Here is a 25,857-nt window from a genome sequence, read left to right on the forward strand (position 1 = left end):
TTGTTTGATTAAAAATAGCTATACTTTCGGCTATAATCTAACTCATACATTTAAATATATTTTTCATTATGACAACGACACAACAACGCGCCGACCTTCAACGCCAAATATGGACTATTGCTAACGATGTGCGAGGCTCAGTGGATGGCTGGGATTTTAAACAGTATGTACTGGGTACGCTGTTCTACCGCTTTATCAGTGAGAACTTTGTCAACTACATCACAGGCGGAGATGAGAGTGTTAACTATGCTGCCATGTCTGACGATGATGAAAATATTAAGCTTGCTAAAGAAGATGCCATTAAAACCAAAGGTTATTTTATTCTTCCAAGTCAGCTATTCAGTAATGTTGTTGCTAATGCCCATAATAATGAAAATTTAAACACCGACTTAGCAGCAATTTTTGATGCCATTGAAAGCTCCGCTAATGGCTATGATTCTGAACAAGATATAAAAGGATTGTTTGCTGATTTTGATACGACTAGTAATCGTCTGGGTAATACTGTAGAGGCAAAAAATAAACGCCTTGTAGCAGTGTTAAAGGGCGTGGCGGGTTTAACCTTCGGTAACTTTGAAGACAATCAAATTGATTTATTCGGTGATGCTTATGAGTTCCTTATTTCAAACTATGCAGCGAATGCCGGTAAATCAGGTGGCGAATTCTTCACCCCTCAGCATGTTTCGAAACTTATCGCACAGCTTGCTATGCACGGCCAAACTAGTGTGAATAAAATCTATGACCCAGCATGTGGTTCGGGATCATTACTACTACAAGCCAAGAAACACTTTGATGTGCATATCATTGAGGATGGATTTTTTGGCCAAGAGCTCAACCATACCACCTATAACTTGGCCCGTATGAATATGTTTTTACACAACATTAACTATGACAAGTTCAACATCCAATTGGGTGATACCTTGATTGATCCGCATTTTATCGATGATAAACCTTTTGATGCGATTGTTTCTAACCCGCCTTATTCCGTGAAATGGATTGGTAGCGATGATCCAACCTTAATCAACGACGACCGCTTTGCACCGGCAGGTGTACTAGCTCCAAAATCTAAGGCTGACTTTGCTTTTGTACTGCATGCGCTGAGCTATCTATCAAGTAAAGGACGTGCGGCGATTGTTTGTTTTCCTGGTATTTTTTACCGTGGTGGTGCTGAGCAAAAAATTCGCCAATATCTTGTTGATAACAACTATGTCGAAACCGTGATTTCACTGGCACCAAACCTGTTCTTTGGCACCACCATTGCCGTGAATATTTTAGTGTTGTCTAAACATAAACCCGACACCAGCACCCAGTTTATTGATGCCAGCGGCGAGGCATATTTCAAAAAAGAGACCAATACTAATGTGCTGACTGATAAACACATTGAAGACATCATGAAGGTGTTTGCCAGCAAAGATAACGTGGAATATTTTGCTAAATCAGTAGATTTTGATGAGATCGCTACCAATAACTATAATTTGTCTGTTAGTAGTTATGTGGAGGCGAAAGATAATCGTGACGTCACAAACATTACTAAACTCAATCGAGATCTAAAAGCCACTGTTGCTAAAATCACTCTACTTCGCAGAGATATCGACGCCATTGTGGCGGAAATTGAAGGTGAGGAGATTGAGGCATGAGTCATTTGAGCTATTTAGAGAAGCTACTGGGTGGGGTTGAGGTTGAAGAATTAGCTTTAGGGGATGTAACACAATACGAACAGCCGACAAAATATCTAGTAAAAACGAAAAACTATGATGATTCGTTTGAAATCCCTGTATTAACTGCGGGAAAAACTTTTATTTTAGGTTATACGGACGAAAAAGACGGGATAAATAGAGCTTCAGAAAATCCTGTAATAATTTTTGATGACTTTACTACTGCTAATAAATGGGTTGATTTTGACTTTAAAGCTAAATCCTCAGCAATGAAAATGATTAAATCTAGAGATGATTCAAAGTTCATGTTGAAGTACGTATATTATTGGATGAATACGCTACCGAGTGACTTGATTGAAGGTGATCATAAACGGCAATGGATTAGTAATTACTGTGCTAAAAAAATCCCCATCCCATGCCCAGATAACCCAGAAAAATCGCTGTCGATACAAGCTGAAATTGTGCGCATTCTGGACGCATTTACCGCCATGACCGCCGAGCTGACCGCCGAGCTGACCGCCGAGCTTAACCTACGAAAAAAACAATACAATTACTACCGCGACCATTTGTTAAGTTTTGAAGAGGGTGAAGTTGGGTGGAAGACATTAGGTTGGGTCGGTGAGGTTCGCATGTGTAAACGCATAATGAAGAATCAGACTTCTGACATTGGTGACATCCCATTTTTTAAAATAGGGACTTTCGGAAAAGAGCCCAACGCCTTCATTTCCCGAGATATTTTTGAAGAATACAAGGGTAAGTATAGCTACCCCAGAGTAGGGGAAATTCTAATATCAGCTAGTGGGACTATTGGCAGAGCAGTAATTTTCAATGGTGAAGATGCTTATTTTCAAGACAGTAACATTGTTTGGCTTGAAAATGATGAAAGTAAAGTGTTAAACAAATACCTGTTTTATTTTTATCAAATAGCAAACTGGAACGTTTCTGACGGCGGTGTAATTAAGAGATTGTACAATGACAATATCAAAAAAACGCTAATACCTGTGCCATACCTCGACGATCCTGAGAAATCACTAGTCGAGCAGGCGCGTATTGTAGCTATATTGGATAAGTTCGACATCTTAACAACTTCGCTCCAAGAAGGTCTCCCACGAGAAATCAAGCTACGTCAAAAGCAATACGAGTATTATCGTGATCTGTTGTTGAGATTCCCTAAACAGGATGAGGTGGCTTAATGAGTAAAACGCTAACAGAAATAGCAGGGCTGTTGAAAGCTTCCGACAAAAAAGTACAATTGATCTATGCCTTTAATGGCACAGGTAAAACGCGTTTGTCGCGTGAATTTAAAGAGATCATAGCGCCGAAAGACGATGGGCAAGATGCGTTTGACGATGCAGAGCAAGCGCATCTGTCGCGCCACAAGATTTTGTATTACAACGCGTTTACAGAAGACTTGTTTTACTGGGATAACGATTTAGATGCTGATGCAGAGCCGAAGCTAAAAATCCAAACCAATACTTTTACCGATTGGATCTTGCAAGACCAAGGGCAAGATATGAACGTGATCAGCACGTTCCAGCATTACACCAACGATAAACTCACCCCCCGTTTTAACCCACAGTATACAGTCAAAGATAAAGATGGTAAGGAAGTTACTATCAAAGCCTTTTCTGAGGTTACATTTTCACATCAAGGTGGAGATAATGAATCAGATAGAAAAATTAAAATATCAAAGGGTGAAGAAAGTAATTTTATTTGGAGTATTTTTTATTCATTGCTCGAACAAGTGATTAGCATCTTAAATGTACCTGAAAAAACTGAGCGCGAAACTGAAGAGTTTAACGATTTAAAGTATGTGTTTATTGATGATCCTGTTAGCTCATTAGATGACAATCATCTTATTGACCTAGCTATAGATTTAGCACTGTTAATAAAATCCAGCACGAATAATAAACTTAAATTTATTATTACCACACATAACCCGCTTTTTTATAATGTTTTGCATAACGAATTTAAGAATGCGTCTAAGTCTGTTTTACGTAAGCTTGATGATGGCAACCATGAGCTGGCTGAGCAGAAAAATGACTCTCCTTTTTCGTATCATTTATATTTAAAAAATGAACTTATGAAAGTTGCAGAGTCTGGACAAATAAATAAATATCACTTTAATTTTTTACGCAATGTTCTTGAAAAAACGTCGACGTTTCTTGGTTATGAAAAGTGGGGAGAATTATTACCAGCAGTAAAAGGGAGTCACTCTCAAGATAATGACAACCCTTATGCAAGAGTTATCAATTTATACAATCATGCAAAACATTCTACTGAAGAAATTTCAGAAGTAGAGGAAGATCACAAACGAGTTTTTAAGTTTCTAGTAAATGAAATTGAAAAAATTTATAGAGGAACTCGAACATAGGTTAGACAAAATGACAAAATATAAGACTATTGCAGAGTCAAACAATTTTATCGTCTTAGATAAATATACGAAACAAGAACAGATAGCCGAAAACTATCAAAGCGAAGCTGATCTTGAGCGCGAGCTGATTCAGGATCTAAGCAATCAGGGTTATGAGTATTTACCTGCCTTAACGACACTCGATGCAATGATGGTGAATGTACGTAAACAACTACAAGAACTAAATAAAGTAGAGTTCACTGATGCCGAGTGGGCTCGTTTTTGCGAGCAATACCTAAACACACCAAGCGACAATATTCTTGATAAAACCCGCAAAGTTCATAGTGATTATATCTATGATTTTGTCTTTGATGATGGACATATAGAAAACATCTACCTGTTCGACAAGAAAACTATTGCTCGCAACAAAGTGCAGGTGATTAAACAGTTTGAACAAACGGGAAGCCATGCCAACCGTTATGATGTGACGATTTTGGTTAATGGTTTGCCTTTAGTGCAAATTGAACTGAAAAAGCGTGGTGTGGCGATTCGTGAGGCGTTTAACCAAATACATCGTTATAGTAAAGAAAGTTTTAATGCTGAAAACTCGTTGTACAAGTTCTTACAACTTTTTGTGATCTCTAATGGCACCGACACGCGCTATTTTGCCAATACCACTAAGCGCGACAAAAATAGCTTCGATTTCACGATGAACTGGGCAAAGTCAGACAATACGCTGATTAAGGATTTAAAAGACTTTACGGCTACTTTTTTCCAGAAAGAGACATTGCTTGAAGTGATCTTGCGTTACTCGGTATTTGATGTCAGCAATAACTTGCTAGTAATGCGCCCTTACCAGATTGCAGCCACTGAGCGCATTTTATGGAAGATAAAGAGTGCTTTTAACGCTAAGAACTGGAGCAACACTGAAAGCAGCGGATACATTTGGCACACCACAGGTTCAGGTAAAACACTCACCAGCTTTAAAGCAGCACGTTTGGCCACCGATTTAGACTGTATTGATAAAGTCTTTTTTGTGGTTGACAGAAAAGACCTCGACTATCAGACCATGAAAGAGTATCAGCGGTTCTCGCCTGATAGTGTGAACGGTTCAGACAGTACTGCAGGGCTTAAGAGCAATCTAGATAAAGACGATAACAAGATTGTCGTCACCACAATCCAAAAGTTAAACAATTTAATCAAAAGTGAGAGCCATCTACCTATATACAATAAGCAAGTGGTATTTATTTTTGATGAGTGCCATCGAAGTCAGTTCGGTGAAGCGCAGAAAAATCTAAAGAAGAAATTCAAAAAGTACTACCAGTTCGGTTTTACGGGTACGCCAATTTTCCCAGAAAACGCTTTGGGTGCAGAAACTACGGGCAGCGTGTTCGGTCAGCAATTGCACACGTATGTGATCACCGATGCCATTCGTGATGAGAAAGTACTCAAGTTCAAAGTGGACTATAACGATGTCCGCCCGCAATTTAAGAGCATTGAGACTGAGCAAGATGATAAGAAGTTTAGTGCCGCTGAGAACAAGAAAGCGTTTTTACATCCTATGCGGATTCGTGAAATCTCACAGTACATTCTAAGTCATTTTAACCAGAAAACGCATCGAGTTTATTCGGGTGCGAAAGGATTTAACGCTATGTTTGCGGTCAGCAGTGTTGATGCTGCTAAAGCGTACTATGAAACCTTCAAAACATTACAGGCCGAGACTGAGCATAGCCCTACAAGTAAACCTTTGCGCATTGCGACTATCTTTTCCTTTGCTGCCAACGAAGAGCAGGATGCCATTGGTGATATTTTAGATGAGAGCTTTGAAGTCAGTGCCATGAATAGCAGCGCAAAAGAGTTTTTGAGCACCGCAATTACGGATTACAACGACATGTTTAAATCTAACTATAGTGTCAATAGTAATGGCTTTCAGAACTATTACCGTGACCTTGCCCAGCGAGTTAAGAATCAAGAAATAGATCTACTCATTGTGGTGGGTATGTTTTTAACGGGCTTTGACGCGCCTACGCTCAATACCTTGTTTGTTGATAAGAATTTACGCTATCACGGCTTGATGCAGGCGTTTTCTCGCACTAACCGCATTTATGATGCGACTAAGACCTTTGGCAATATTGTTACCTTCCGTGATTTGGAACAGGCAACCATTGATGCCATAACCCTGTTTGGTGACAAAAACACCAAAAATGTGGTGTTAGAAAAAAGCTATAGAGAATACATGGAAGGCTTTAACGATATTACTACTGGCCAAGCGCGCCGAGGTTTTATTGGTATCGTAAAAGAGCTGCAAGAACGCTTTCCAAACCCAGAAAACATCGAAAAAGAACAAGATAAAAAAGAATTTGTAAAGCTTTTTGGTGAATACCTTAAAGCAGAAAATATTTTACAGAACTACGATGAGTTTGTTGGTCTAAAAGCGTTGCAAGGCCTAGATACCAATGATGAACAAGCCGTTGAAGAGTTCAAGTCAAAATACTACCTAGACGATTCTGATATCGAGAAAATGCAGGTCATCGATATGCCTAGCGAACGTGTTATCCAAGATTATCGCTCTACCTATAATGATATCCGCGATTGGTTACGTCGTTATAAAGATGGTCAGGCTCAAGATAAGTCAACGGTAGAGTGGGATGATGTGGTCTTTGAAGTTGATTTGCTTAAATCTCAAGAAATCAATCTCGATTACATTCTTGAACTGATTTTTGATCACAATAAGAAGAACAAGAACAAAGAAGGCTTAATTGAAGAAGTCCGCCTTATGATTCGCGGTAGCCTTGGCAATAGAGCGAAAGAGAGCTTAGTGATTGATTTTATTAACCAGACAAATCTTGATGAGATCAATGACAAAGCCAGCATAATCGACGCCTTCTTTAAGTTCGCTCAGGCGGAACAGAAGCGCGAAGCAGAGGCTATCATTGCTTCTGAAAAGTTGAATGAAGAAGCAGCTAAACGCTATATTGCTTCGTCATTAAAGAAAGAGTATGCGTCTGAAAATGGAACTGCTCTGAATGAAGCATTACCTAAATTAAGTCCATTAAACCCTCAATATCGCACTCAAAAACAAACTGTTTTCCGAAAAATAGCTGCTTTTGTTGAGAAATTTAAAGGTGTAGGAGGATTCCTCTAAAAAATTATATTTGTCACGATGTCACAACTAAATAGGTTAAACCTAAGAGTTTTTTAAATTATCTATCCAATCCGCATACACTTGCATTATTTTGGCACGCTCACCTAATTTATCTGCGAAATTATAACTAGCTCTAGATCTATTTTTATCACTATGAGCTAATACAAGCTCTATAGCTAATTCACTGAAATGATGTTGCTCTTGCAACTCATGAATAGCAGTACTATAGATATGTCTAAATCCATGCAATGTTTGCTTAGGTTTATCAATCCCATTATAGCCCATTAGCCTGATAGCCTTACCAAGCGATTCATAAGAAATATGACCAGTCCTATCTCTATAAAACGATGGGAATATGTATTCACTGTCATAACTTTCTGATCTAAGATTCTCAAGTATTTGTTTGGCTTGTTTTGATAGACAAACAATATGATCTTTACGCATTTTCATTACTTCAGCAGGTATTATTATTCTAGCTTTATCAGCATCATATTGATCCCATTTAAGAGATACTATTTCTTTTGGTCGTAACACTATATATGGTAGTAGCATTAGAGCATGTTTGATTACTGTAGTTCCTTTATCATAGTTATCTAAATCTATTAGTAACTCTTTAAGTTGTTTTTTATTGTGTAACGGACTTATATGAGACATAGGCTTAGCTTGATACTTGGGCAAGGCATCAGATAGCTCATTAGCAGGGCTATGTTCTATCAAGTCTTTGTATATAGCTGTTCTAAAAATACCTTTTAGTGCTGATAGAGTTTTTTTCCTAGTTGCTCCTTTATCAGCTAGAAGCCATAGTAATTCTATACAATCTTTTCTTTTTACTGATTTGACACTTCTATTACCAATTTGTGGGATAATATGATTATTGATAACATTAGTCATCTTTTTGATAAAATCTGGAGTACGGTTATTAGATTCTTGAAAGAGAATATATTCTCTAGCCATATCCGCTACGGTTATTTTTACTGGTTTTTCAGTTTTGACTTCTAAATCTTCACCACTAGCAATTTTTTTCTTTAATTCTAGGTTTTTGATTTTAGCATCATCAATTTTGATATTGTCAAAAGATCCATGACAAAACCATTTTCTTTTTTTGTCGATAGTGTATCGAGATTGCCATGTTTTTTTACCATTTATGTCAACTCTAAGATAGAGTCCGTCACCTATAGACCTTTTATACTCCTTATCTTCAGCTTTTAAATCTTCAATATGCTCATCTTTTGTTATCTTTTTAGGTGTTAATTTTTCTTTTGTAATCGTCATAATTGGTATACATAATTTATAGAACTGATTTAGTATACCTTTTTGTATACCCTAAGTCCAGAATTTGGCTGGATATGTCAAGACTTGGTAAGAGTACAAAACCCTATTGAAATCACTTGTTTTATTATGTTTTAGGATTTAATGGGAATAAATGAGAAGAGTTTGTGGTACTCGCAACTGGATTCGAACCAGTGACCCCTACCATGTCAAGGTAGTACTCTAACCAACTGAGCTATGCGAGTATTTAGAATAGATATTATAATTTTATATCTTATAAAATCAATAGATTTTCGCTTATTAATTGTTATTTATTTGAATTAATATATCATTTAACACATATTTTATATTTTATAATTTCTTATGCAAAATTTTACATTTTTCGCTAGCTGTGCAAAGGGTATCGAGCTTTTATTAAAAGATGAGCTAGATACGTTAGGCATACCATCATCTGAAAAACTAGCTGGAGTTGAGTTTGAGGGATCTTTTGAAGATGCTTATAAAGTTTGTATTTATTCTCATCTAGCAAGCCAAGTTATGCTAAAAATAGCTACTCAAAAAGTTACAGATCAGCAAGCTTTATATGATTTTATATCTTCGATAAATTGGCTAGATTACTTTGATGTTAATACTGCTTTTAAAATCATAATTTCAGGCAAGCATTATGATTTTAATAATACTATGTTTGTTTCGCAAAAGACAAAAGATGCTATAGTTGATCAGTTTAGAAGAGAAACTAATGAGCGTCCAAATATTGATACTGATAATCCAGATAATATTATCAAACTTCACTTACACAAGCAGTATGTAAATGTGTTTTTATGCTTAAATATAGAGAGTTTACATAAGCGTAGCTATAGACAATTTCAAGGTCAAGCACCTTTAAAAGAATCTTTAGCAGCAGCGATACTTATCAAAGCTGGTTGGTTAGATGAGCTTAAGAAAGAACAGCCTATATTGATTGATCCAATGTGTGGTTCTGGGACTATTCTTATTGAAGCGGCTCTTATGGCAAAAAATATAGCTCCCGTCTTGTTAAATAAAGAATTTAAACTATTTAATTCAAAGCTTCACGATGAAGACTTATGGAGTAACTTATTAGAAATCGCAAAAAAAGCTCAAAAGTCAACAAATGCAATTATTCAAGGCTATGATATTGATAATAATGTTTTAGATAAAGCAGATAGAAATATTTATCAAGCAGGTGTTGAAAATATTGTTAATATCAAACGACAAGATATCCGAGATCTAGAAAATGAGTTTGATAGTGAGGGCTTGATAGTTACAAACCCTCCTTATGGTGAACGTTTATACGGTGATCAGCTTGATGAACTCTTAGATATATTTAATGGCTTCGGTGATAGATTATCTCAAGATTTTTATGGTTGGAAAGTTGCGATTTTGACAAGTTTTGATGAATCAATTAAAGAAATGCAGCTACGCACTACCAAGAAAAATAAATTCTACAATGGTGCGATTGAGACTGTATTGTATCAGTTTGATATAAATGAGCATGCAAGATTTAAACATGAAAGCCAGCTTGAGAAAAATATTCGTTTAGCTGAAGCAAGTGCACAAAAGTCAGATGAGCATATAGATTTTTCTAACAAGTTAAAGAAGAATCTTAAAAATCTAAAACCATGGTTAAAGCAATCAGGAGTAGAGTGTTATCGTTTGTATGATGCTGATATTCCCACTTTTGCTGTAGCCGTAGATATATATGGTGAGCATGTATTTTTACAAGAGTATCGTGCTGATGCTACTATAGATCAAAATATGGCTAAACAAAGATTCTATCAAGCTATATATCAGATACATAAAACTCTAGATATTCAATATGAGAATATACATACAAGAGTCCGTCAACGTCAAAAAGGCAAAGAGCAATATCAAAAAAATAATGACAAAAATAACTTTCATGTTATTAACGAATTTGATGCTAAATTTTATGTGAATTTCGATGACTATTTAGATACTGGTATTTTCTTAGACCATCGTAAGATTAGACAACTTGTGGCAAAAGCTTCGAAAAATAAGACTTTATTGAATTTATTTAGCTATACCTGTACAGCTAGTGTTCATGCTGCCCTAAAAGGTGCTAAAACTACAAGTGTAGATATGTCTAATACTTATCTTGAGTGGGGTAAAAATAATTTTGAGTTAAATAACTTAGATGTTAAAAAACATAATTTTATTCAGGCAGATTGTATTAGCTGGTTAAAATCTAACAGCGAGAAGTTTGATGTGATATTTTTAGATCCACCAACATTTTCAAACTCTAAACGTATGGATGATATTCTTGATATTCAAAGAGATCATGAATTGCTGATAAATTTAGCTATGGACTCTCTCAAAAAGGATGGAGTATTATATTTCTCTAACAATTATCGTCGCTTCAAAATGTCACAACAAATAATCGCTAAGTTTAATTGTGAGAATATTGATAAAATTTGTTTATCAAGAGATTTTTTATCTAACAAAAATATCCATAATTGTTGGGAAATTAAATACAAGAAATAAAAATTATAAACTTAATGCATGATAGTTTTTGAGTATGCACAAATAATAATAGTTCCAATAAGTATAAACAATGTTCCTAAGACAAATGGTAAATCCAACTTTTGCTTAAAAAATAGATACCCTATAATTCCTATTAGAATAATTCCAAATGCAGACCATACAGAATACGCAAAAGCAATATTCATATATTTTAATGATAATGATAAAAAGTAAAACGAAAGTCCATAAAATACCAAGACAAATAGCGAGGGAACAACCTTAGTAAAACCATTACAAAGTGGTAAAGAAATAGTTCCAAGAACTTCAGTAATTATTGCGATGACTAGATATATGTATGGCATAGAAAATGTATGATTTAAGTATTATATTCTTAATAATATTGCAGAATTGCCTTAATTAAAATATTTTTTATTCAACCACAAAGCCACATTTACTAACCCAATCAAAACAGGCACCTCAACTAGTGGACCAATTACACCGACAAAAGCTTCAGTAGAGTTTATGCCAAATACTGAGATTGCAACTGCTATAGCTAACTCAAAATTGTTTGAAGCTGCTGTAAAACTCAAAGACACAGCTTGTTCGTAAGTTGCTTTAGCTTTATATGACATAAAAAATGATATGCTAAACATTATCAAAAAATATATCAAAAGCGGAATAGCAACTTTGATTACTTGAAATGGCAAGTTAATTATTTCATTTCCTTTTGTAGTAAACATTAGGACTATAGTAAATAGTAGGGCGATCAATGTCAGAGGTGATATCGCTGGAGTGAATTTATCTATATACCATTGTTCACCTTTTTTAGAGATTAAGATAGCTCTAGTTAATATCCCGGCTACAAAAGGTATTCCTAAATATATTCCGACACTTTTTGCTATATCTAACATTGATATGTCTATATTGATGTTCGTATCAAATCCTAGTAGTTTTGGAATAACAGTAATGAATATATATGCGTAAGCAGCATAAAATATTATTTGAAAAATAGAATTAAACGCAACTAATCCAGCACAATATTCTCTAGATCCTTTAGCTAAATCATTCCATACAATTACCATAGCAATACATCTTGCTAACCCTATTAAAATTAGTCCTATCATAAAGCTAGGTTGGTCATGGAAAAAAATAACTGCTAAGATAAACATCAGAATAGGACCAATCAGCCAGTTTTGAATTAAAGATAAAAGCAGAATTTTAGTATCTTTAAATATTTCTGGCACTGTCGAGTATTTAACTTTTGCCAGTGGTGGATACATCATCGCAATTAGGCCTAGTCCTATTAACCAGTTACCTGATCCAATATCAAATTTTGATACAAAATTTTTAGCTTCTGGTAGAGTATATCCAATGGTGATACCCGCGATCATAGCTAAAAAAATCCATAAGGTTAGAAACCTATCGAGAAACTTTAATTTCATTATTACTCCTTAAATTTTACAAATTTCAGAAATTTCTAGTCTAGATATTATTTGTTGAACTTCTTCGTCTTTATCTACTTGTTTGAAAAGCTCATTTAAAATATTTAACTGATATTTAGGAATATTTTTATTTAGTTTATAAAATACCCATTTGCCTTGCTTAAAAGATTCCAGCAATCCAGTAGTTACAAGATTTTTTAGTTGTATTGATAACGCTCCTTGAGTTAATGAGATAAGTTTTTGGATATCACATACGCAAAGAGTATTTTTGTTTAATACATATAAAATAATTAATCTATTTTTATCAGAAATTACTTTTAAAAAACTTGTGATCGATGACATATTAAAATAAATACATATTTAAATTTGTAAATATAATAATGGTTTTGGTTATGATTTTCAATTTGTTTGTAATATTTATCTGAACAACTTAATATTTAGCCAATATAGACTAGATGTGTTAAAATCTAGCTAGTTTAGAGCAATATTTAATTTTTAATGAGTCGATTCAGTCAAAATTTGATGTATGTTGGTATATTAGCTGTAGTTTTCATATCTTGTATATATTTTTTTGTTTCTAAGAATATCCCTGAACCAAAAGGTATATATTTACCTAAATATAGTGCAAAATTGCCAGCTACAGATCCAAAACAAGTCAGAATATTTAATCTACGTTATCAAACAGATACACAAGATAGCATAGGTGAAATAAGAGTAGTAATAGGTGTAGATCAAGAGAGAGATTTCCAAAAACTATGTAATGAAAATATAAGAGAAGCTGTAAAATTAGCTGCTCAAAATGGTGCACATGAGATAAAATACGTTTGCCTATTTCCAGAGGGTCAAATTACTGAATTAAGTAGTGTTCAATTACGAGCATACGCTTTTAGAGACTAGTAACAATGAAAAAATTAAATATAGTTTTTGCTGGAACTCCTGATATTTCAGCACAAGTTCTAAAAGACTTATATCAATCACAGCATAATATTCAAGCGGTGCTTACTCAGCCAGATAGAGCAAAAGGGCGTGGTAAGAAAATACAATTCTCACCTGTCAAAGAAGTGGCTATAGCCAACAACACAGCTGTTCTTCAACCATTGTCTTTTAAGAAAGATCCTCAAATACTTGAGCAAATTAGAGAACTAAAACCAGATGTCATAGTTGTGATAGCTTATGGAATTATAGTGCCTCAGGAGTTTTTGGATATTCCTAAGTATGGTTGTTTAAATATTCATGTTTCATTACTTCCTAAATGGCGTGGCGCAGCACCTATCCAGAGAGCAATCCAAGCAGGAGACTCTAAAACTGGAATCTGTATAATGCAAATGGATGCTGGACTTGATACTGGAGCTATACTAAATACTCTAGAAGTTGAGATAAAAGATACAGATACATCCCAATCACTGCATGATAAGTTTGCTAAGCAATCAATAAAACCATTATTAGAAACTTTAGAAAATATTGATACGATCAAACCGCAACCTCAGCAAGGTGAGCCTAGTTATGCACATAAGATTACTAAGCAAGAAGGTCTTATAGATTTCACAAAATCTGCTGAAAAAATTAGTTGTCATATTAGAGCATTTACTCCATGGCCATCAGCATTTTTTATGTTAGAAGATGAGCAAGTAAAAGTAGGTGATTTTGAGATACTTGAAAAATCAGCAAATGATAAAGTTACAGCAATTATAGATATAACTAAAAATGGTTTTGATATTGCTACAAATGACAAGATAATTAGATTTAAGCAATTACAATTTCCCAACAAGAAAATGTTAAATATTGCAGATATTTTGAATGGTAAAGATTTAGATAAATATATCGGGTATAAAATAGGATAAATAATGAAAGTTGGATTTATAATAGATAACTTAAACTCTTTTAATATTTCAAAAGATAGCACATATATGATGCTACAAGCAGCTCAAGATAAAGGATGGGAAATTTATACTTTTTATTTGAATGATTTATCTATAATTAATGGTAATCCTAAAGGTGATGCGCTTAAGATAAAAATCCATAAAGCAAAAGAATCTTGGTATGAAATATTATCTCAACATCATGATTTATCACTGTTAGATCTTGATTGTATTTTTATGCGTAAGGATCCACCATTTAATATGGAATATATATATGTGACATATATGCTTGACTTGGCAAAAAAACATGGGGTATTAATCGTAAATAATCCACAAGCACTTAGAGATTTTAATGAGAAAGTAGCCATTTCAAATTATCCTAAATTTGCGCCAAATACTCTGATAACTAGAAGTTATAAGCAGATTAATCAATTTTACGCAGAGCATAAAGATATTATTGTTAAACCTCTTGATGGAATGGGTGGCAGCTCTATCTTTAGGATTAAAGATGGTGACAAAAACAAAAATGTCATCCTTGAAACGCTAACTCATCATGAAACCAGATATATAATGGTACAAGATTATCAAGAAGCAATAAAAGATGGTGATAAGAGAATTCTGATAGTCAATGGAGAGCCTATTAAGTATCTCTTAGCTAGGATTCCTAGTGATAGTGATAATCGTGGTAACTTGGCAGCTGGAGCTAGAGCTGAAGTAAGAGAACTTCAGGAGCAAGACTATAAAATAGCTAAAAAAGTTGCCAAAAAGCTAAAAAAAGAAGGGGTAATGTTTGCTGGTTTAGATGTGATAGGAGATAAACTAACTGAAGTTAACATTACTAGTCCAACAGGTATTCAAGAAATCTATAAAGCTACCAAAGTTAATGCTGCAAGCTTACTAATGCAGGCAGTCGAGAAAAAAATAAATAAAATGAGACAGGAAGAAGAACATGGAGAATAAAATTAACTCTCAAAGTTTATTCCAAGAGGCCTTACAATATATACCTGGTGGAGTTAACTCTCCAGTTAGAGCATTTAAAAGTGTTGGGCAAGAATTTCCAAGATTCATAAAATCAGCAAAAGGTGCTTATTTATATGATGTTGATTGGAACAAATATATAGATTATATCGGATCGTGGGGACCAATGATTTTGGGTCATGGTGATGATGATGTTCTTGAAGCTATACAATGTCAGCTAAAAAATGGTCTAAGTTATGGCGCTCCTTGTAAACAAGAGATTGAACTTGCTAAAAAAATAGTGGAGCTCATGCCAAATATTGAACAAGTTAGATTTGTAAATTCCGGTACTGAAGCGACAATGAGTGCTATTAGATTAGCAAGAGCATATACAGGTAGAAATAAAATTATCAAATTTGAAGGCTGCTATCATGGACATGCGGATGAGTTTCTTGTAGCTGCTGGATCTGGAGCACTATCATTAGGTCAGCCAAATTCTCCAGGTGTACCAGAAGATGTAGTTAAGGATACTTTAGTTGCTAGCTTCAATGATATAGACTCAATACAAGCTCTCTTTGAAAAGTATAAGGATGAAATCGCTTGTATCATAGTTGAGCCAATCGCGGGTAATATGAATATGATTTTCCCACAAGATGATTTCTTAGCTAAGCTTAGATCGGTTTGTGATGAAAATAATAGCTTACTTATCTTTGATGAGGTGATGACTGGTTTTAGAGTTGCATTAGGTGGTGCTCAAAGTATTTATGATGTTAAGCCTGATTTGACAACATTAGGTAAAGTGATTGGTGGTGGTATGCCAGTGGGTGCTTTCGGTGGTCGTAAAGAAATTATGCAAAAAGTATCTCCAGCTGGACCAGTATATCAAGCCGGTACTTTATCAGGCAATCCAATTGCTATGGCAGCTGGTATCAAAACATTAGAAAAAGTTTCACAAGATGACTTTTTTGTTAAATTAGAAGCTAAAGCTAAACAATTAGTTGATGGATTGAATGAGGCTGCTAGAGTTTATGACTTTAATTTCCATGCGAAATATTTAGGTGGAATGTTTGGACTATTTTTCTGTAGTGAAAAGGTTGCTGTTAATACATTTACAGATTTAGGTAAAACTAATCTTAAAATGTTTAATCAATATTTTGCATATATGCTTGATAATGGTGTATATCTAGCACCATCTGCTTATGAAGCAGGCTTTATATCAATTGCTCATAGTGATGAAGATATCGAAAAAACTATTTGTCTTACTAAAAAATTCTTCCAAGAAAATCAAAATTAATTAATCCCAATGAATAACAAATTTAAAGATATTTTGCTAATTTTAGTTACAGTTGTTGTAGCTTTTTGTATGTATGGTGTAGCTAATTTTTATGCTCCTGATGAAACTAGGTATTCTGAAGTAGCAAGAGAAATGCTCGCTAACCATAACTTTATAGTTCCATATATTGATGGAATGATATTTTTTCATAAGCCTCCGCTAGTATATTGGATTACCTGTATATTTATGAGCATATTTGGCGAGAATACATGGGGAGCAAGACTTGTAAATCCTGTATTATTAGGTATATGTTTAATTTTTACATATATAGCAATACGCAAAGTTTTAGATTGCCGTCAAACAGCATTATTATCAGTGGGAGTAAGTCTAAGTACAGTTTTATTTCTATTTGTTGGTAGATATCTGAATATGGACTTGGCTATAGCAGTATTTTTAAATATGACTATGCTTAGTTATTGGGTAAGCCTTAAATATGATGATGACTACAAGAAAAGTACATATTGGCTTATTTTAGCATTTATATTTGCTGGGTTAGCTGTTATGACTAAGGGACTAATGGGAATAGTTTTTCCCATGGTTATAGTAGGTTTATATTCTGTTATTATGGGACAATATAAAAGGCTACTTGATATTAGGCTTTACCTAGGTTTAGTAATTGTAGCAGTTATTTCGTTACCATGGATATTTGCAGTTGAACAGTATCATCCTAATTTTGCTTATTACTATATAGTAGTGCAACAAATACTTAGATTCTCAACAGATGAACAAAATAGAGAAGTTTCTAAAATTATTTATTTGTTAGCAATTATGGGAGCTTTTTTCCCTTGGACTTTATTTTTACCTAAAATACTTAAAAGCTTCTTTTCAAAAAAAGCCTTCAGAAATCGTAAGCAAAATTCAGATAAGTGGTTTTTATTTATTTGGGCGACATTTATATTTATATTTTTTGGAATTTCTAAGTCTTTCTTGTTTGGCTATTTAGCACCATTAATACTACCATTATCAATACTTGTAGCTATTTACTTTAAAAGCATAGATTTACAAAAATTTGATAAGTGGGATGGTATAAATTTTAAATTTATTATCTTTATTTTTGCTCTGCTTCCTATTGTAGCTATAGCTCTTTTATGTCTTCCTCAGTATTGGAGTTTTGGCTATAAATATTTCTTAATCTTATTAGCAATTGCAATAATAGCTACTGTAATCACGATCAAATTAATCAAAGAATTAAACACTTTTTCAGTAAATAAATTAGTTGCTTATATTTGTATTATGATGATGACTGTTGCAAATTTAGGTTATGTACTAGGAGATTATTTTGATACAAGCTCTAAATATAAGACAGCTCAAGAAATATCTAAAATATATCAGAAATATCCAAATGCCCAAGTTTTTGAGAGTGATCGCTTTTATGACATTATCTTCTACACTAAACGTAATGTAATTATTATTAATGATGAAGGTGAGTTAGATGATGTTAGAGAGTTCCCTAAATCAAATGTAGATAAATATTTAATGAAATTTGATAAATTTGTTAAATATTGGAATAACTCAAATCAGCTAAACATTCTTGTAGTAAAAGATAAGCCTAAAGAGCATAGTCCTCTAGCTTTTGCTGACTATAAAAAACAACTTAATCCAAGTAAGTTTTATGTAATCTCTAGTCAAGATAATGCTACGATAGTTGCTAGTGAAGATATAAAAATATAGTCTAAAGATTTAATCATTATTTTGATTTGAAGGCACGATATTGCATATATCAATAAATCTATAGTCACTTAATCGTGCTATAAAATCATTGCTTGCTTGATTTAGTATAAATTTGAGTTTACAGTTTGGTATTAATGGACAGGTTGCTTTATCCTTGTCAAAGCATTCTACAATGTTCATCGGTTCTAGTTCTTTAACAATAGTTGATAGTTTGATATTGTATGTAGCTTGAGAAATTGATACACCACCAAACCTACCTTTATATGATTCTATATAGTTTAGATTGGATAATTTATTAATAATTTTAGTAGCATGATTAAGTTTAATATCTAATATTTCTACAAGATCCTTAGTTTTATATTTTTGTTTAGGATTTGATCCTAAAATTATTAATATTCTAAGAGAGTAATCAGTAAAAGAAGTTAAATTCATATAAAATATTTTAGTAAAAATATCCATAAAGTATATGATAAATTTGCATAAATTATAATATGCATATATAATGCATATTATAATTGAGTATATGGAGATATCTTTATGTTAAGCCAAAAGAATACAGATACAATAAAAGCAACAATTCCTGTTTTAGAAGAAAATGGAGTTGCTTTAACAAGACATTTCTATGATAGAATGTTTAAACATAATCCCGAAGTTAAAAAGTTTTTTAATACCTCAAGACAAAAAAATTCATCTCAACCAGAAGCTTTAGCTGCAGCAATTTTGGCTTATGCAAAAAATATTGAGAATCTTGAAGTTTTAGGTAATGCGGTAGAGCTAATAGCTCAAAAACATGCATCATTACAAATCAAAGCGGAGCATTATCCAATAGTAGGGTCTAACTTAATCGAATCAATCAAAGAAGTCCTAGACTTAAATAATAATGATGACATAGTTATAGCTTGGACAGAAGCCTATAATTTATTAGCTGAAATCTTGATTAATCGTGAAAAGAGTATATACAAAGAGAATTTAGAACATTATGGTTGGGATAATTTTAAAGAGTTTGAGGTAATCAAAAAAGAAAATGAGAGTATAAATACATATTCTTTTTATTTAAAAAATAATCTTTTTAAAAGATATGATTTTAAACCAGGGCAATATATTACAGTTAGAATTCCATATAATGGAACTACTACTATGAGAAATTATAGTATTTCTTCAGCTACTGGTGAAGATTATCTAAGAATAACGGTTAAAAGAGAGGATCAAGGTTATGTATCTCAATACCTATCGCAAGAGATAAAAGCAGGTGATAAAATAGAAATAGCACCTCCTTGTGGCGAATTTTTCTTGGAGGTAAATAAAAATCTTGATAAGCCGATAGTTTTAATTTCAGCAGGAATAGGTATTACACCTTTAATGAGTATGCTTTTATCAGAGCTAAAAACCCAAAATCAAAGACAAGTACTTTTTGTTTGTGGTAAGAAAAATAAAAGTGAACATCCTTTTGCTGATCTGTTAAAAAAATTATCAATTGAAAATCCAAGACTTAAAACTATTTTCTTTTATGAAAATAACTCTGGATCTAACGCAAAGCAAGGACTAGTCTGTATAGATACAATTCAACAATATCTTAGTGAAGATAATGATAATACACAATATTTCTTTTGTGGACCTAAAGAGTTTATGATTTCTATACATGAAAAGTTATTAAAAAATGGTGTTAGAGAAAAAAATATCCACTATGAATTCTTTGGCTCAAAAACAGCTTAAAATATTTAAATTTTTGTAGGTGATTTGTTTATTCATATATAAAAATTAACAAGGTAGGTAGTTTTATTATTAATATGCATATATAATGCATATTAATATTGTAATCTATACATGATTCATATGAAGTTATTACTTACTTTTTTTTTGTTTACTCAATTTCTGTATCTTATTAGTATAAGCAATGTACATTGGGATTTTTATCTAGTATTGATTTTAATATTATCGGCTTTTTTAATTACCAGTCAAATAAATAAGTTTAAGGAATATTTTTATCATTTTTGGACTTCATTTATTTTTGGTGGCTTAGGTATGAAGATAGGTTGTCAAATAGATATGCATTACTCAATGAATGCAATGAAAAATATGATGAGTTACTCAATTTATTTATCGTTTTTTAATTTTATGACATTATTGATGGTGATTGCATGCGTAAGCTCTTGCATACTTATACCACAATGTAGTTTAAATAAAATTCCAATCAAATACTTAGTAATAGGTTATGCTTTTATTACATTATCAATGCTAATAGGTATGTATATTGGACGAATTATAAGTATATTTTTTAGATTTGAGATGTTTTATAGATATTTCTTTGTAGTTAGTTTAATGGGTATTTTTACTGTCTTAGGATACTTTGTTATATCTAAAATTTACAACGTTAAATTTAAAGCTTAATTTAATCAATGGAGAAACTAATATGGCTAATTTTAAAAAAAATATTTCTTTTCTAGAAGATATAGAAAATCCAGTGGCTTATAAAGTAGATAAATTAACAAATAATCTAGAAGTTAAATTTGATATTCAGTATGAGGAAAATGCGGTATTTTCATTTCATAAAAGTAATGATGTATTAACTAATACTAGGATATTCTCAACTGAAAAAACTAGAGAATCTGGGCGTACAATACCAGCACCTACGATTGAACTAAGAAAAGGTTCTCATTTAACGTTTAAGACATCTAATAATTTACCCTCTGCTGAAACACATAAAGATCCTGAAAATATTAATTTCCCATATGGATTTAATGATTATAATATGCATACACATGGATTACATATCTCTCCTAAGTCACCATCTGATAATGTATGTATGGTTTTAAAACCAGGTGATAAATTTACATACGAATATGATATACCTAAAGATCATCCATGTGGTGTATATTGGTATCATCCTCATAAGCATGGCTCTGTTGCAATACAAGTAGGTAGTGGTATGGCTGGTATGATGATAGTCAAGGGAGAGTTTGATGATGAATTAGAAAAGCTTGGTGTAAAAGAATATCAACTTATTTTTCAGAGTATTCCAGCAGATAAAGATGGATTAGTAGAAGATATGTCACAAGTTTTCCAGTTTCCAAATAGTGAATATAGTATTCTAGTTAATGGGCAGTTTTGTCCAATAATAAAAGTTAATTCTGGTGAGGTTCTTAATTTAAGATTATTAAATGCAACAACTAGAACTTCTATAGATTTTAAATGTCCATCATTTGCAAAATTTTATACTTATTCATTTGATGGTAATCCATTAGATAATTATCGTATTCAAAGTGGAGTAAGTCTTGGTCCAGCTAATAGACAATCAACATTAGTTAAAATTGATGAAAATGCCACTCCTGGATCTTTTTATTATGTATACAATGATGTTGTTGAGTATCAGCATTTGCCACACTACAAATATCATAACAATAGTCCATTATTTGTAATAGCAGTGGATAAAGGAAGTGATCTTGGAAGTAATATACATATCCCTAGTACTACACCAGCTTGTACAACAATTCCACCATTTCCAAAATCACTTAGATGTGATTTGTTAAAGCCAATTCAAGAAGATGAAATTACTAATAAAAGAACTATAACACTTCAAGCAAATACATTAACAGATCCTAAAAAACACTATAAAGGATTAAATGTAAGCTTTGATCATAAACCATTTGCTGGTTGTCATGATGTAAATCATATTGTGGAATTAGATGCAGTAGAAGAATGGACTTTAATTAATGAAAGTAATTTCGCTCATCCAATTCATATTCATGTAAATCCTTATTATATTATAGAAGTTAAGGGTGAAGATCCTTTAAATCATACATTAGAGCTGCCTTTTTGGGCAGATACATTCTTTGTGCCTGCAAATGGATATGTTAAGTTTAGAACAAGATTTAAAGATTTTACAGGTAAGTATCCTATACATTGTCATTTACTATATCATGAAGATTGTGGAATGATGCAGCATGTCGAGGTTGTAGATAAAGCTGAATTAGAAACCAAAAATAAAAATGATGATGGGTGCAAATCTTGTCATTAAATCCTAACAGGTAATTTTCCTGTTGGAATATTACCGTTAAAAATATTTTCTAATGCTGCTTGAATATTAATTTTCAAAGAAGTCTTTGTATAATTTGTTTGATCCATAGAAGTCGCACCATAAATACAAATATAATTAATAATATTATCGATATAGTTAATATCATAAGGAGTAAGTGCTGCGATATTTATAGTTTGTTCTGGCTTTATAGAAGTTACATAACTATAAATCTGATTATATTCACGAAGATTTGCCGAAATTAGTAAAATTATATCAGCATTTTCGATACTAGTTTTTATATCTTGATTATTAATATTTTCAGAGTTTATGATAGTAGTAGAGTTGTTTTTTGATACTATTTTTTGTAACTCATTATGAAAATCTATCATACGTTGGTTATCATTATCTACAATCAAGATATTTTTTAGCTTATTTAGATCGCATGGAATAATTCCTGAATTTTTGACTACTGTTGTACTTTGCTTGGCTATGTCTAAAGATATCTGCTGATGTTTACTACAATTAACTATTTGATTAGCATATTTTAATTGCTCATTTTGAGAGAGCTTGAATATTAAACTTTCATCGAGTTTATGTTTTGCTTTGAAATCAATAATACTCGTGTAGGCATTATCAACTGCATTAGCAAAATTAGGATCTTGATTATATTCTTTTTCTAGTTCATAAAAAAGCTCTTCTAACTTATAAAGATCTTTTTCTGACCATACTCGAACAGGCATTAATAAAATATCTATACCAGCTAAGATAGCTAATTTAGATGCCTCAATAGTTCCAAAGTGTTTTGCAATAGCATGCATGTCCATAGCATCTGACACTACTAGACCATCAAATTTCATTTGTTGTTTTAATAATTTGGTTATTATCTTATAAGAAAGAGTAGTTGGCACATAAATACTTTCGCTTGTTGAAACTGATTGATACTGAGTATCATCTAGGGCTGGAACACTAATATGAGCTGTCATTATCATACTACAATCTCTAGCAAGCTCTCTAAAAGGTAACAATTCTGTAGTATCTAATTCTTCTAAAGTTTTATCTAAGATTACATTACCTAAATGACTATCTGTTGCAGTATCACCATGACCAGGGAAGTGCTTGATGCAGTCTATGATTTTAGCATTATGATAACCATTTATAGCATTTTTGGCATAGTCAGTAACTACATTGGGATTATCTGAGTAAGATCTTACACCAATAATAGGATTATTTTTGTTAGAGTTGACATCTACAGCTGGAGCAAAATTAATATTGATACCTAAAGAATATAATTCATCACCAATTATTTTAGCCATAGTATAAGCATTAATAGGACTATCTGTCGCAGCTAGTGCCATATTACCGCAGCCACTAGTACCTTGTTGTAAGCGATTAACTCTACCACCTTCTTGATCTGTTGCGAAAAATATTGGTGTATTGGTGTTAGCTTGAATATCTCTTAATAGAGAGATAACTTGCTCATTATTTTGAATATTCTCTCTAAAAAGAATAAAACCACCTAAATTATAATCTTTAAAGATCTTATTGACGATATCATTAGTTTTTGTAAAAGGTATACGTTGATTATTTAAATCTTCACCCCAATAGCGAAAATCCAACATAATTAATTGACCTAGTTTTTGTCTTATATTTGAGTTTGTAGGCATCTACAGTTTTAGAATAAAATTAATATGAGAATAAATATATCACAGAAGTATTAGCTTTGTTTACATTCCCCAGCCATGACTTACTAGAATTTTCTGACCTGTTAGAGCATTAGTCTTGAATCCAGCTAAGAATATAGCTGTATCAGCGATATCTTGAACTGTCGTAAACTCACCATCAACTGTGCCACCAAGCATAATATTTTTGACAACTTCTTCTTCAGAAATATTTAGTTCTTTTGCTTGCTCTGGAATTTGTTTTTCTACTAATGGAGTCATCACAAAGCCTGGACCAATTAGGTTAGATGAGATATTATGCTCAGCACCTTCTTTTGCTAGAGCTCTTACAAAACCAACTTGTGCATGTTTAGCTGCTACATAAGCGGCTTTATTTTTTGATGCAAGAACTGAATGAACAGAGCCTACAACTATAATCCTACCACCAGTTTTGAGCTCAATCATATGCCTCATAGCTGCTTGAGTTACAAGTAATGTACCAGTCATATGGATATCAAATAATTTTTTCCAAGCTGATACACTAAAATCTACTATAGGTGATATTATCTGAATACCTGCGTTATTAATCACAGTATTAATACGACCAAATTTTTTGACAATTTCATCTACACCAGATTTTACTTGTTCTTCATTTGTGACATCCATTTGCACAGCCAATGTTTCTACAGCATATGTATCTGCTAATTCTTTTGCTACTGATTGTGATTTTTCTAGATCTAAATCAGCTATTATTACTTTTGCACCTTGTTTTGCAAACTCTATAGCCATACCTAATCCAAGACCTGATGCAGCTCCGGTAATTAAAGTCACTTTATTTTTAACTGACATAAAAAATCTCCTAATTATAAAAAATCTCTTTGGTTATCTAAGTTTATTATATATTACTAATTATCAGATAGATGAGAAAATAATAGATTAATTATAATAATCATATATATAATCTATATTATTTCAGATTGAATAATGTTTTAGATGTCAAAATATATATGTCTTAAAAAGAACAGTGTTATCTTAGGCATCACTGCCTCTTTGGTAATAGGTTTTTTTACAGTTCTACAAATTATCTTAGACTTACAAAATATTTATGGTTTGTTTGCAGCATTAGGATGTTTTGTAGTAGCACTTCATCAAGTTTCAATACGCAATCATAGTATTAAATTTAGGCTATATGCAGGAATATTATTTATATTTTGTATGAGTATAGCAATATCTTTAGGTAGTTATTACTCACATGATTTAATTACAAGCTCACTTATACTATTAGGATTTTCTTTTTTAATTGGCTACACTGCAAAATCAGATTTGGTTTTTGCTAATGGCATACTCTTTATTGTTGATATGTATGTTATAGGAACTGGATTTAATGCTGACGTGACTGATTCAATACTTATCGGGTTATTTACACTAATAGGAGCATTAGCATTTATAATATTTTTAGTAGTTATTCTAAAAAAAATAAGTATAAAAGATGCTTCTGATGATAATTATAGAAGTATAAGAATCTTACCGGATATAGATTCTACTATTTATGCAATTAGTTTATCACTTGGTTTAATTATAGGTAATTTTATATCAATTTACTTTGACATTGAAATAGGATACTGGATACCTATGACAGTTTTATTAATATTTAAACCGGATGTAATTAGATCATCTACAGCTATTAAGCACCGTTTGATAGGTACTATAATAGGGTCATTATTTGCTATACCTTTAGCTATTTATTTATCAAATGCTTACATTATTTGGATGATTTTGTTTATAACAACATTTTTTACTATATGTTGTATCATTAAGCATTATGGAAGCTATGTATTTTTTCTGACAATATTTATTGCAATGCTCCTAAAATTAGCACATTTATCTGGGTATGAGATAAGTTTATCTAGATTAATTTATACTGTCATAGGCATAGTTATAGTAGCTACAATAATCATATTATCAAAAAATATAAGAACAATTTTAAAAAGAATCTAGGAAAAT

At 32.4% G+C, this 25,857-nt stretch carries 21 protein-coding genes and 1 tRNA gene; 14 read left to right on the plus strand and 8 right to left on the minus strand.

Annotated elements, in window-relative coordinates:
- Nucleotides 1-68: 68 nt before the first annotated feature.
- From ACKTR7_RS00535 to ACKTR7_RS00550, 4 genes are read left to right on the plus strand one after another with little or no spacing between them, the layout of a single operon-like run.
- Nucleotides 69-1,634, plus strand: a complete 1,566-nt coding sequence (locus tag ACKTR7_RS00535) for a type I restriction-modification system subunit M (RefSeq protein WP_407876534.1) — start codon at nt 69-71, stop codon at nt 1,632-1,634.
- Entirely contained in the window at nt 1,631-2,845 is a 1,215-nt protein-coding gene (locus ACKTR7_RS00540) for a restriction endonuclease subunit S (protein WP_407876535.1), read from the plus strand. The genes ACKTR7_RS00535 and ACKTR7_RS00540 overlap by 4 nt, the downstream gene beginning before the upstream one ends.
- Nucleotides 2,845-4,026: an AAA family ATPase gene (locus ACKTR7_RS00545; protein ID WP_407876536.1), complete on the plus strand. Its 1,182-nt coding sequence runs from the start codon at nt 2,845-2,847 to the stop codon at nt 4,024-4,026. The genes ACKTR7_RS00540 and ACKTR7_RS00545 overlap by 1 nt, the downstream gene beginning before the upstream one ends.
- Nucleotides 3,989-7,150 (plus strand): HsdR family type I site-specific deoxyribonuclease, encoded by a 3,162-nt coding sequence (locus ACKTR7_RS00550; RefSeq protein ID WP_407876537.1) that lies wholly within the window; start codon nt 3,989-3,991, stop codon nt 7,148-7,150. Before ACKTR7_RS00545 ends, ACKTR7_RS00550 begins: the two co-directional genes overlap by 38 nt.
- A 42-nt stretch (nt 7,151-7,192) precedes the next feature.
- Here ACKTR7_RS00550 and ACKTR7_RS00555 read toward each other — a convergent pair whose 3' ends face one another.
- Entirely contained in the window at nt 7,193-8,422 is a 1,230-nt protein-coding gene (locus ACKTR7_RS00555; RefSeq protein WP_407876538.1) for a tyrosine-type recombinase/integrase, read from the minus strand.
- Nucleotides 8,423-8,587: 165 nt separating this feature from the next.
- Nucleotides 8,588-8,664 (minus strand) — tRNA-Val (locus ACKTR7_RS00560).
- 118 nt (nt 8,665-8,782) lie between these two features.
- Between ACKTR7_RS00560 and rlmKL the strand changes: the two genes are divergently transcribed.
- Complete coding sequence (gene rlmKL, locus ACKTR7_RS00565) at nt 8,783-10,939, plus strand: bifunctional 23S rRNA (guanine(2069)-N(7))-methyltransferase RlmK/23S rRNA (guanine(2445)-N(2))-methyltransferase RlmL (protein WP_407876539.1); 2,157 nt, start codon at nt 8,783-8,785, stop codon at nt 10,937-10,939.
- Nucleotides 10,940-10,950: 11 nt separating this feature from the next.
- Here rlmKL and ACKTR7_RS00570 read toward each other — a convergent pair whose 3' ends face one another.
- Genes ACKTR7_RS00570 through ACKTR7_RS00580 form a run of 3 tightly spaced genes read right to left on the minus strand, consistent with a single transcriptional unit; the run spans nt 10,951 to nt 12,702 of the window.
- Nucleotides 10,951-11,280: a DMT family transporter gene (locus ACKTR7_RS00570; protein WP_222829640.1), complete on the minus strand. Its 330-nt coding sequence runs from the start codon at nt 11,278-11,280 to the stop codon at nt 10,951-10,953.
- A 51-nt stretch (nt 11,281-11,331) separates the two neighbouring features.
- A complete protein-coding gene (gene arsB / locus ACKTR7_RS00575; RefSeq protein WP_407876540.1) occupies nt 11,332-12,360 on the minus strand; it encodes an ACR3 family arsenite efflux transporter in 1,029 nt (342 codons plus the stop codon).
- 9 nt (nt 12,361-12,369) lie between these two features.
- On the minus strand, nt 12,370-12,702 hold the full coding sequence (locus ACKTR7_RS00580) for an ArsR/SmtB family transcription factor (RefSeq protein WP_407876541.1): 333 nt from the start codon (nt 12,700-12,702) through the stop codon (nt 12,370-12,372).
- A 156-nt stretch (nt 12,703-12,858) separates the two neighbouring features.
- On the opposite strand from ACKTR7_RS00580, the gene fvfA reads away from it, so the two are divergent.
- The 5 genes from fvfA to ACKTR7_RS00605 are packed head-to-tail and all read left to right on the plus strand — an operon-like array spanning nt 12,859 to nt 18,180.
- Nucleotides 12,859-13,257, plus strand: coding sequence for a Francisella virulence factor A (fvfA, locus tag ACKTR7_RS00585; RefSeq protein WP_407876542.1), 399 nt, complete (start codon nt 12,859-12,861; stop codon nt 13,255-13,257).
- A gap of 5 nt (nt 13,258-13,262) precedes the next feature.
- Nucleotides 13,263-14,201 carry a methionyl-tRNA formyltransferase gene (fmt, locus tag ACKTR7_RS00590; RefSeq protein ID WP_407876543.1) on the plus strand — a complete coding sequence of 313 codons (939 nt, stop codon included), beginning with the start codon at nt 13,263-13,265 and terminating at the stop codon, nt 14,199-14,201.
- A gap of 3 nt (nt 14,202-14,204) precedes the next feature.
- Nucleotides 14,205-15,179 carry a glutathione synthase gene (gshB, locus tag ACKTR7_RS00595; protein WP_407876544.1) on the plus strand — a complete coding sequence of 325 codons (975 nt, stop codon included), beginning with the start codon at nt 14,205-14,207 and terminating at the stop codon, nt 15,177-15,179.
- On the plus strand, nt 15,169-16,470 hold the full coding sequence (gene hemL, locus ACKTR7_RS00600) for a glutamate-1-semialdehyde 2,1-aminomutase (protein ID WP_407876545.1): 1,302 nt from the start codon (nt 15,169-15,171) through the stop codon (nt 16,468-16,470). Before gshB ends, hemL begins: the two co-directional genes overlap by 11 nt.
- Before the next feature lie 9 nt (nt 16,471-16,479).
- On the plus strand, nt 16,480-18,180 hold the full coding sequence (locus ACKTR7_RS00605; protein WP_407876546.1) for a phospholipid carrier-dependent glycosyltransferase: 1,701 nt from the start codon (nt 16,480-16,482) through the stop codon (nt 18,178-18,180).
- A 9-nt stretch (nt 18,181-18,189) separates the two neighbouring features.
- Here the strand turns inward: ACKTR7_RS00605 and ACKTR7_RS00610 are convergent, their stop codons facing one another.
- Nucleotides 18,190-18,612, minus strand: coding sequence for an Rrf2 family transcriptional regulator (locus ACKTR7_RS00610; RefSeq protein ID WP_222829647.1), 423 nt, complete (start codon nt 18,610-18,612; stop codon nt 18,190-18,192).
- 105 nt (nt 18,613-18,717) lie between these two features.
- On the opposite strand from ACKTR7_RS00610, the gene hmpA reads away from it, so the two are divergent.
- The 3 genes from hmpA to ACKTR7_RS00625 all read left to right on the plus strand — a co-directional run bounded on the left by hmpA (nt 18,718) and on the right by ACKTR7_RS00625 (nt 22,195).
- Nucleotides 18,718-19,893, plus strand: coding sequence for an NO-inducible flavohemoprotein (hmpA, locus tag ACKTR7_RS00615; protein ID WP_407876547.1), 1,176 nt, complete (start codon nt 18,718-18,720; stop codon nt 19,891-19,893).
- Between the two features lie 309 nt (nt 19,894-20,202).
- A complete protein-coding gene (locus ACKTR7_RS00620; RefSeq protein ID WP_407876548.1) occupies nt 20,203-20,568 on the plus strand; it encodes a hypothetical protein in 366 nt (121 codons plus the stop codon).
- Nucleotides 20,569-20,590: 22 nt separating this feature from the next.
- Entirely contained in the window at nt 20,591-22,195 is a 1,605-nt protein-coding gene (locus tag ACKTR7_RS00625; protein ID WP_407876549.1) for a multicopper oxidase family protein, read from the plus strand.
- On the opposite strand, the gene ACKTR7_RS00630 is transcribed toward ACKTR7_RS00625, so the two are convergent.
- Together ACKTR7_RS00630 and ACKTR7_RS00635 are read right to left on the minus strand one after the other, a co-directional pair.
- Nucleotides 22,192-23,859: a glycoside hydrolase family 3 protein gene (locus ACKTR7_RS00630; RefSeq protein WP_407876550.1), complete on the minus strand. Its 1,668-nt coding sequence runs from the start codon at nt 23,857-23,859 to the stop codon at nt 22,192-22,194. The two genes, ACKTR7_RS00625 and ACKTR7_RS00630, sit on opposite strands and share 4 nt — an antisense overlap.
- 60 nt (nt 23,860-23,919) lie before the next feature.
- A complete protein-coding gene (locus ACKTR7_RS00635) occupies nt 23,920-24,702 on the minus strand; it encodes a 3-hydroxybutyrate dehydrogenase (protein WP_407876551.1) in 783 nt (260 codons plus the stop codon).
- A gap of 144 nt (nt 24,703-24,846) precedes the next feature.
- Between ACKTR7_RS00635 and ACKTR7_RS00640 the strand changes: the two genes are divergently transcribed.
- On the plus strand, nt 24,847-25,851 hold the full coding sequence (locus tag ACKTR7_RS00640; protein ID WP_407876552.1) for an FUSC family protein: 1,005 nt from the start codon (nt 24,847-24,849) through the stop codon (nt 25,849-25,851).
- The last annotated feature ends 6 nt before the right edge of the window (nt 25,852-25,857 follow it).

This window comes from Francisella sciaenopsi (assembly GCF_045862875.1).
In the GTDB taxonomy this organism is placed as follows: domain Bacteria; phylum Pseudomonadota; class Gammaproteobacteria; order Francisellales; family Francisellaceae; genus Francisella; species Francisella sciaenopsi.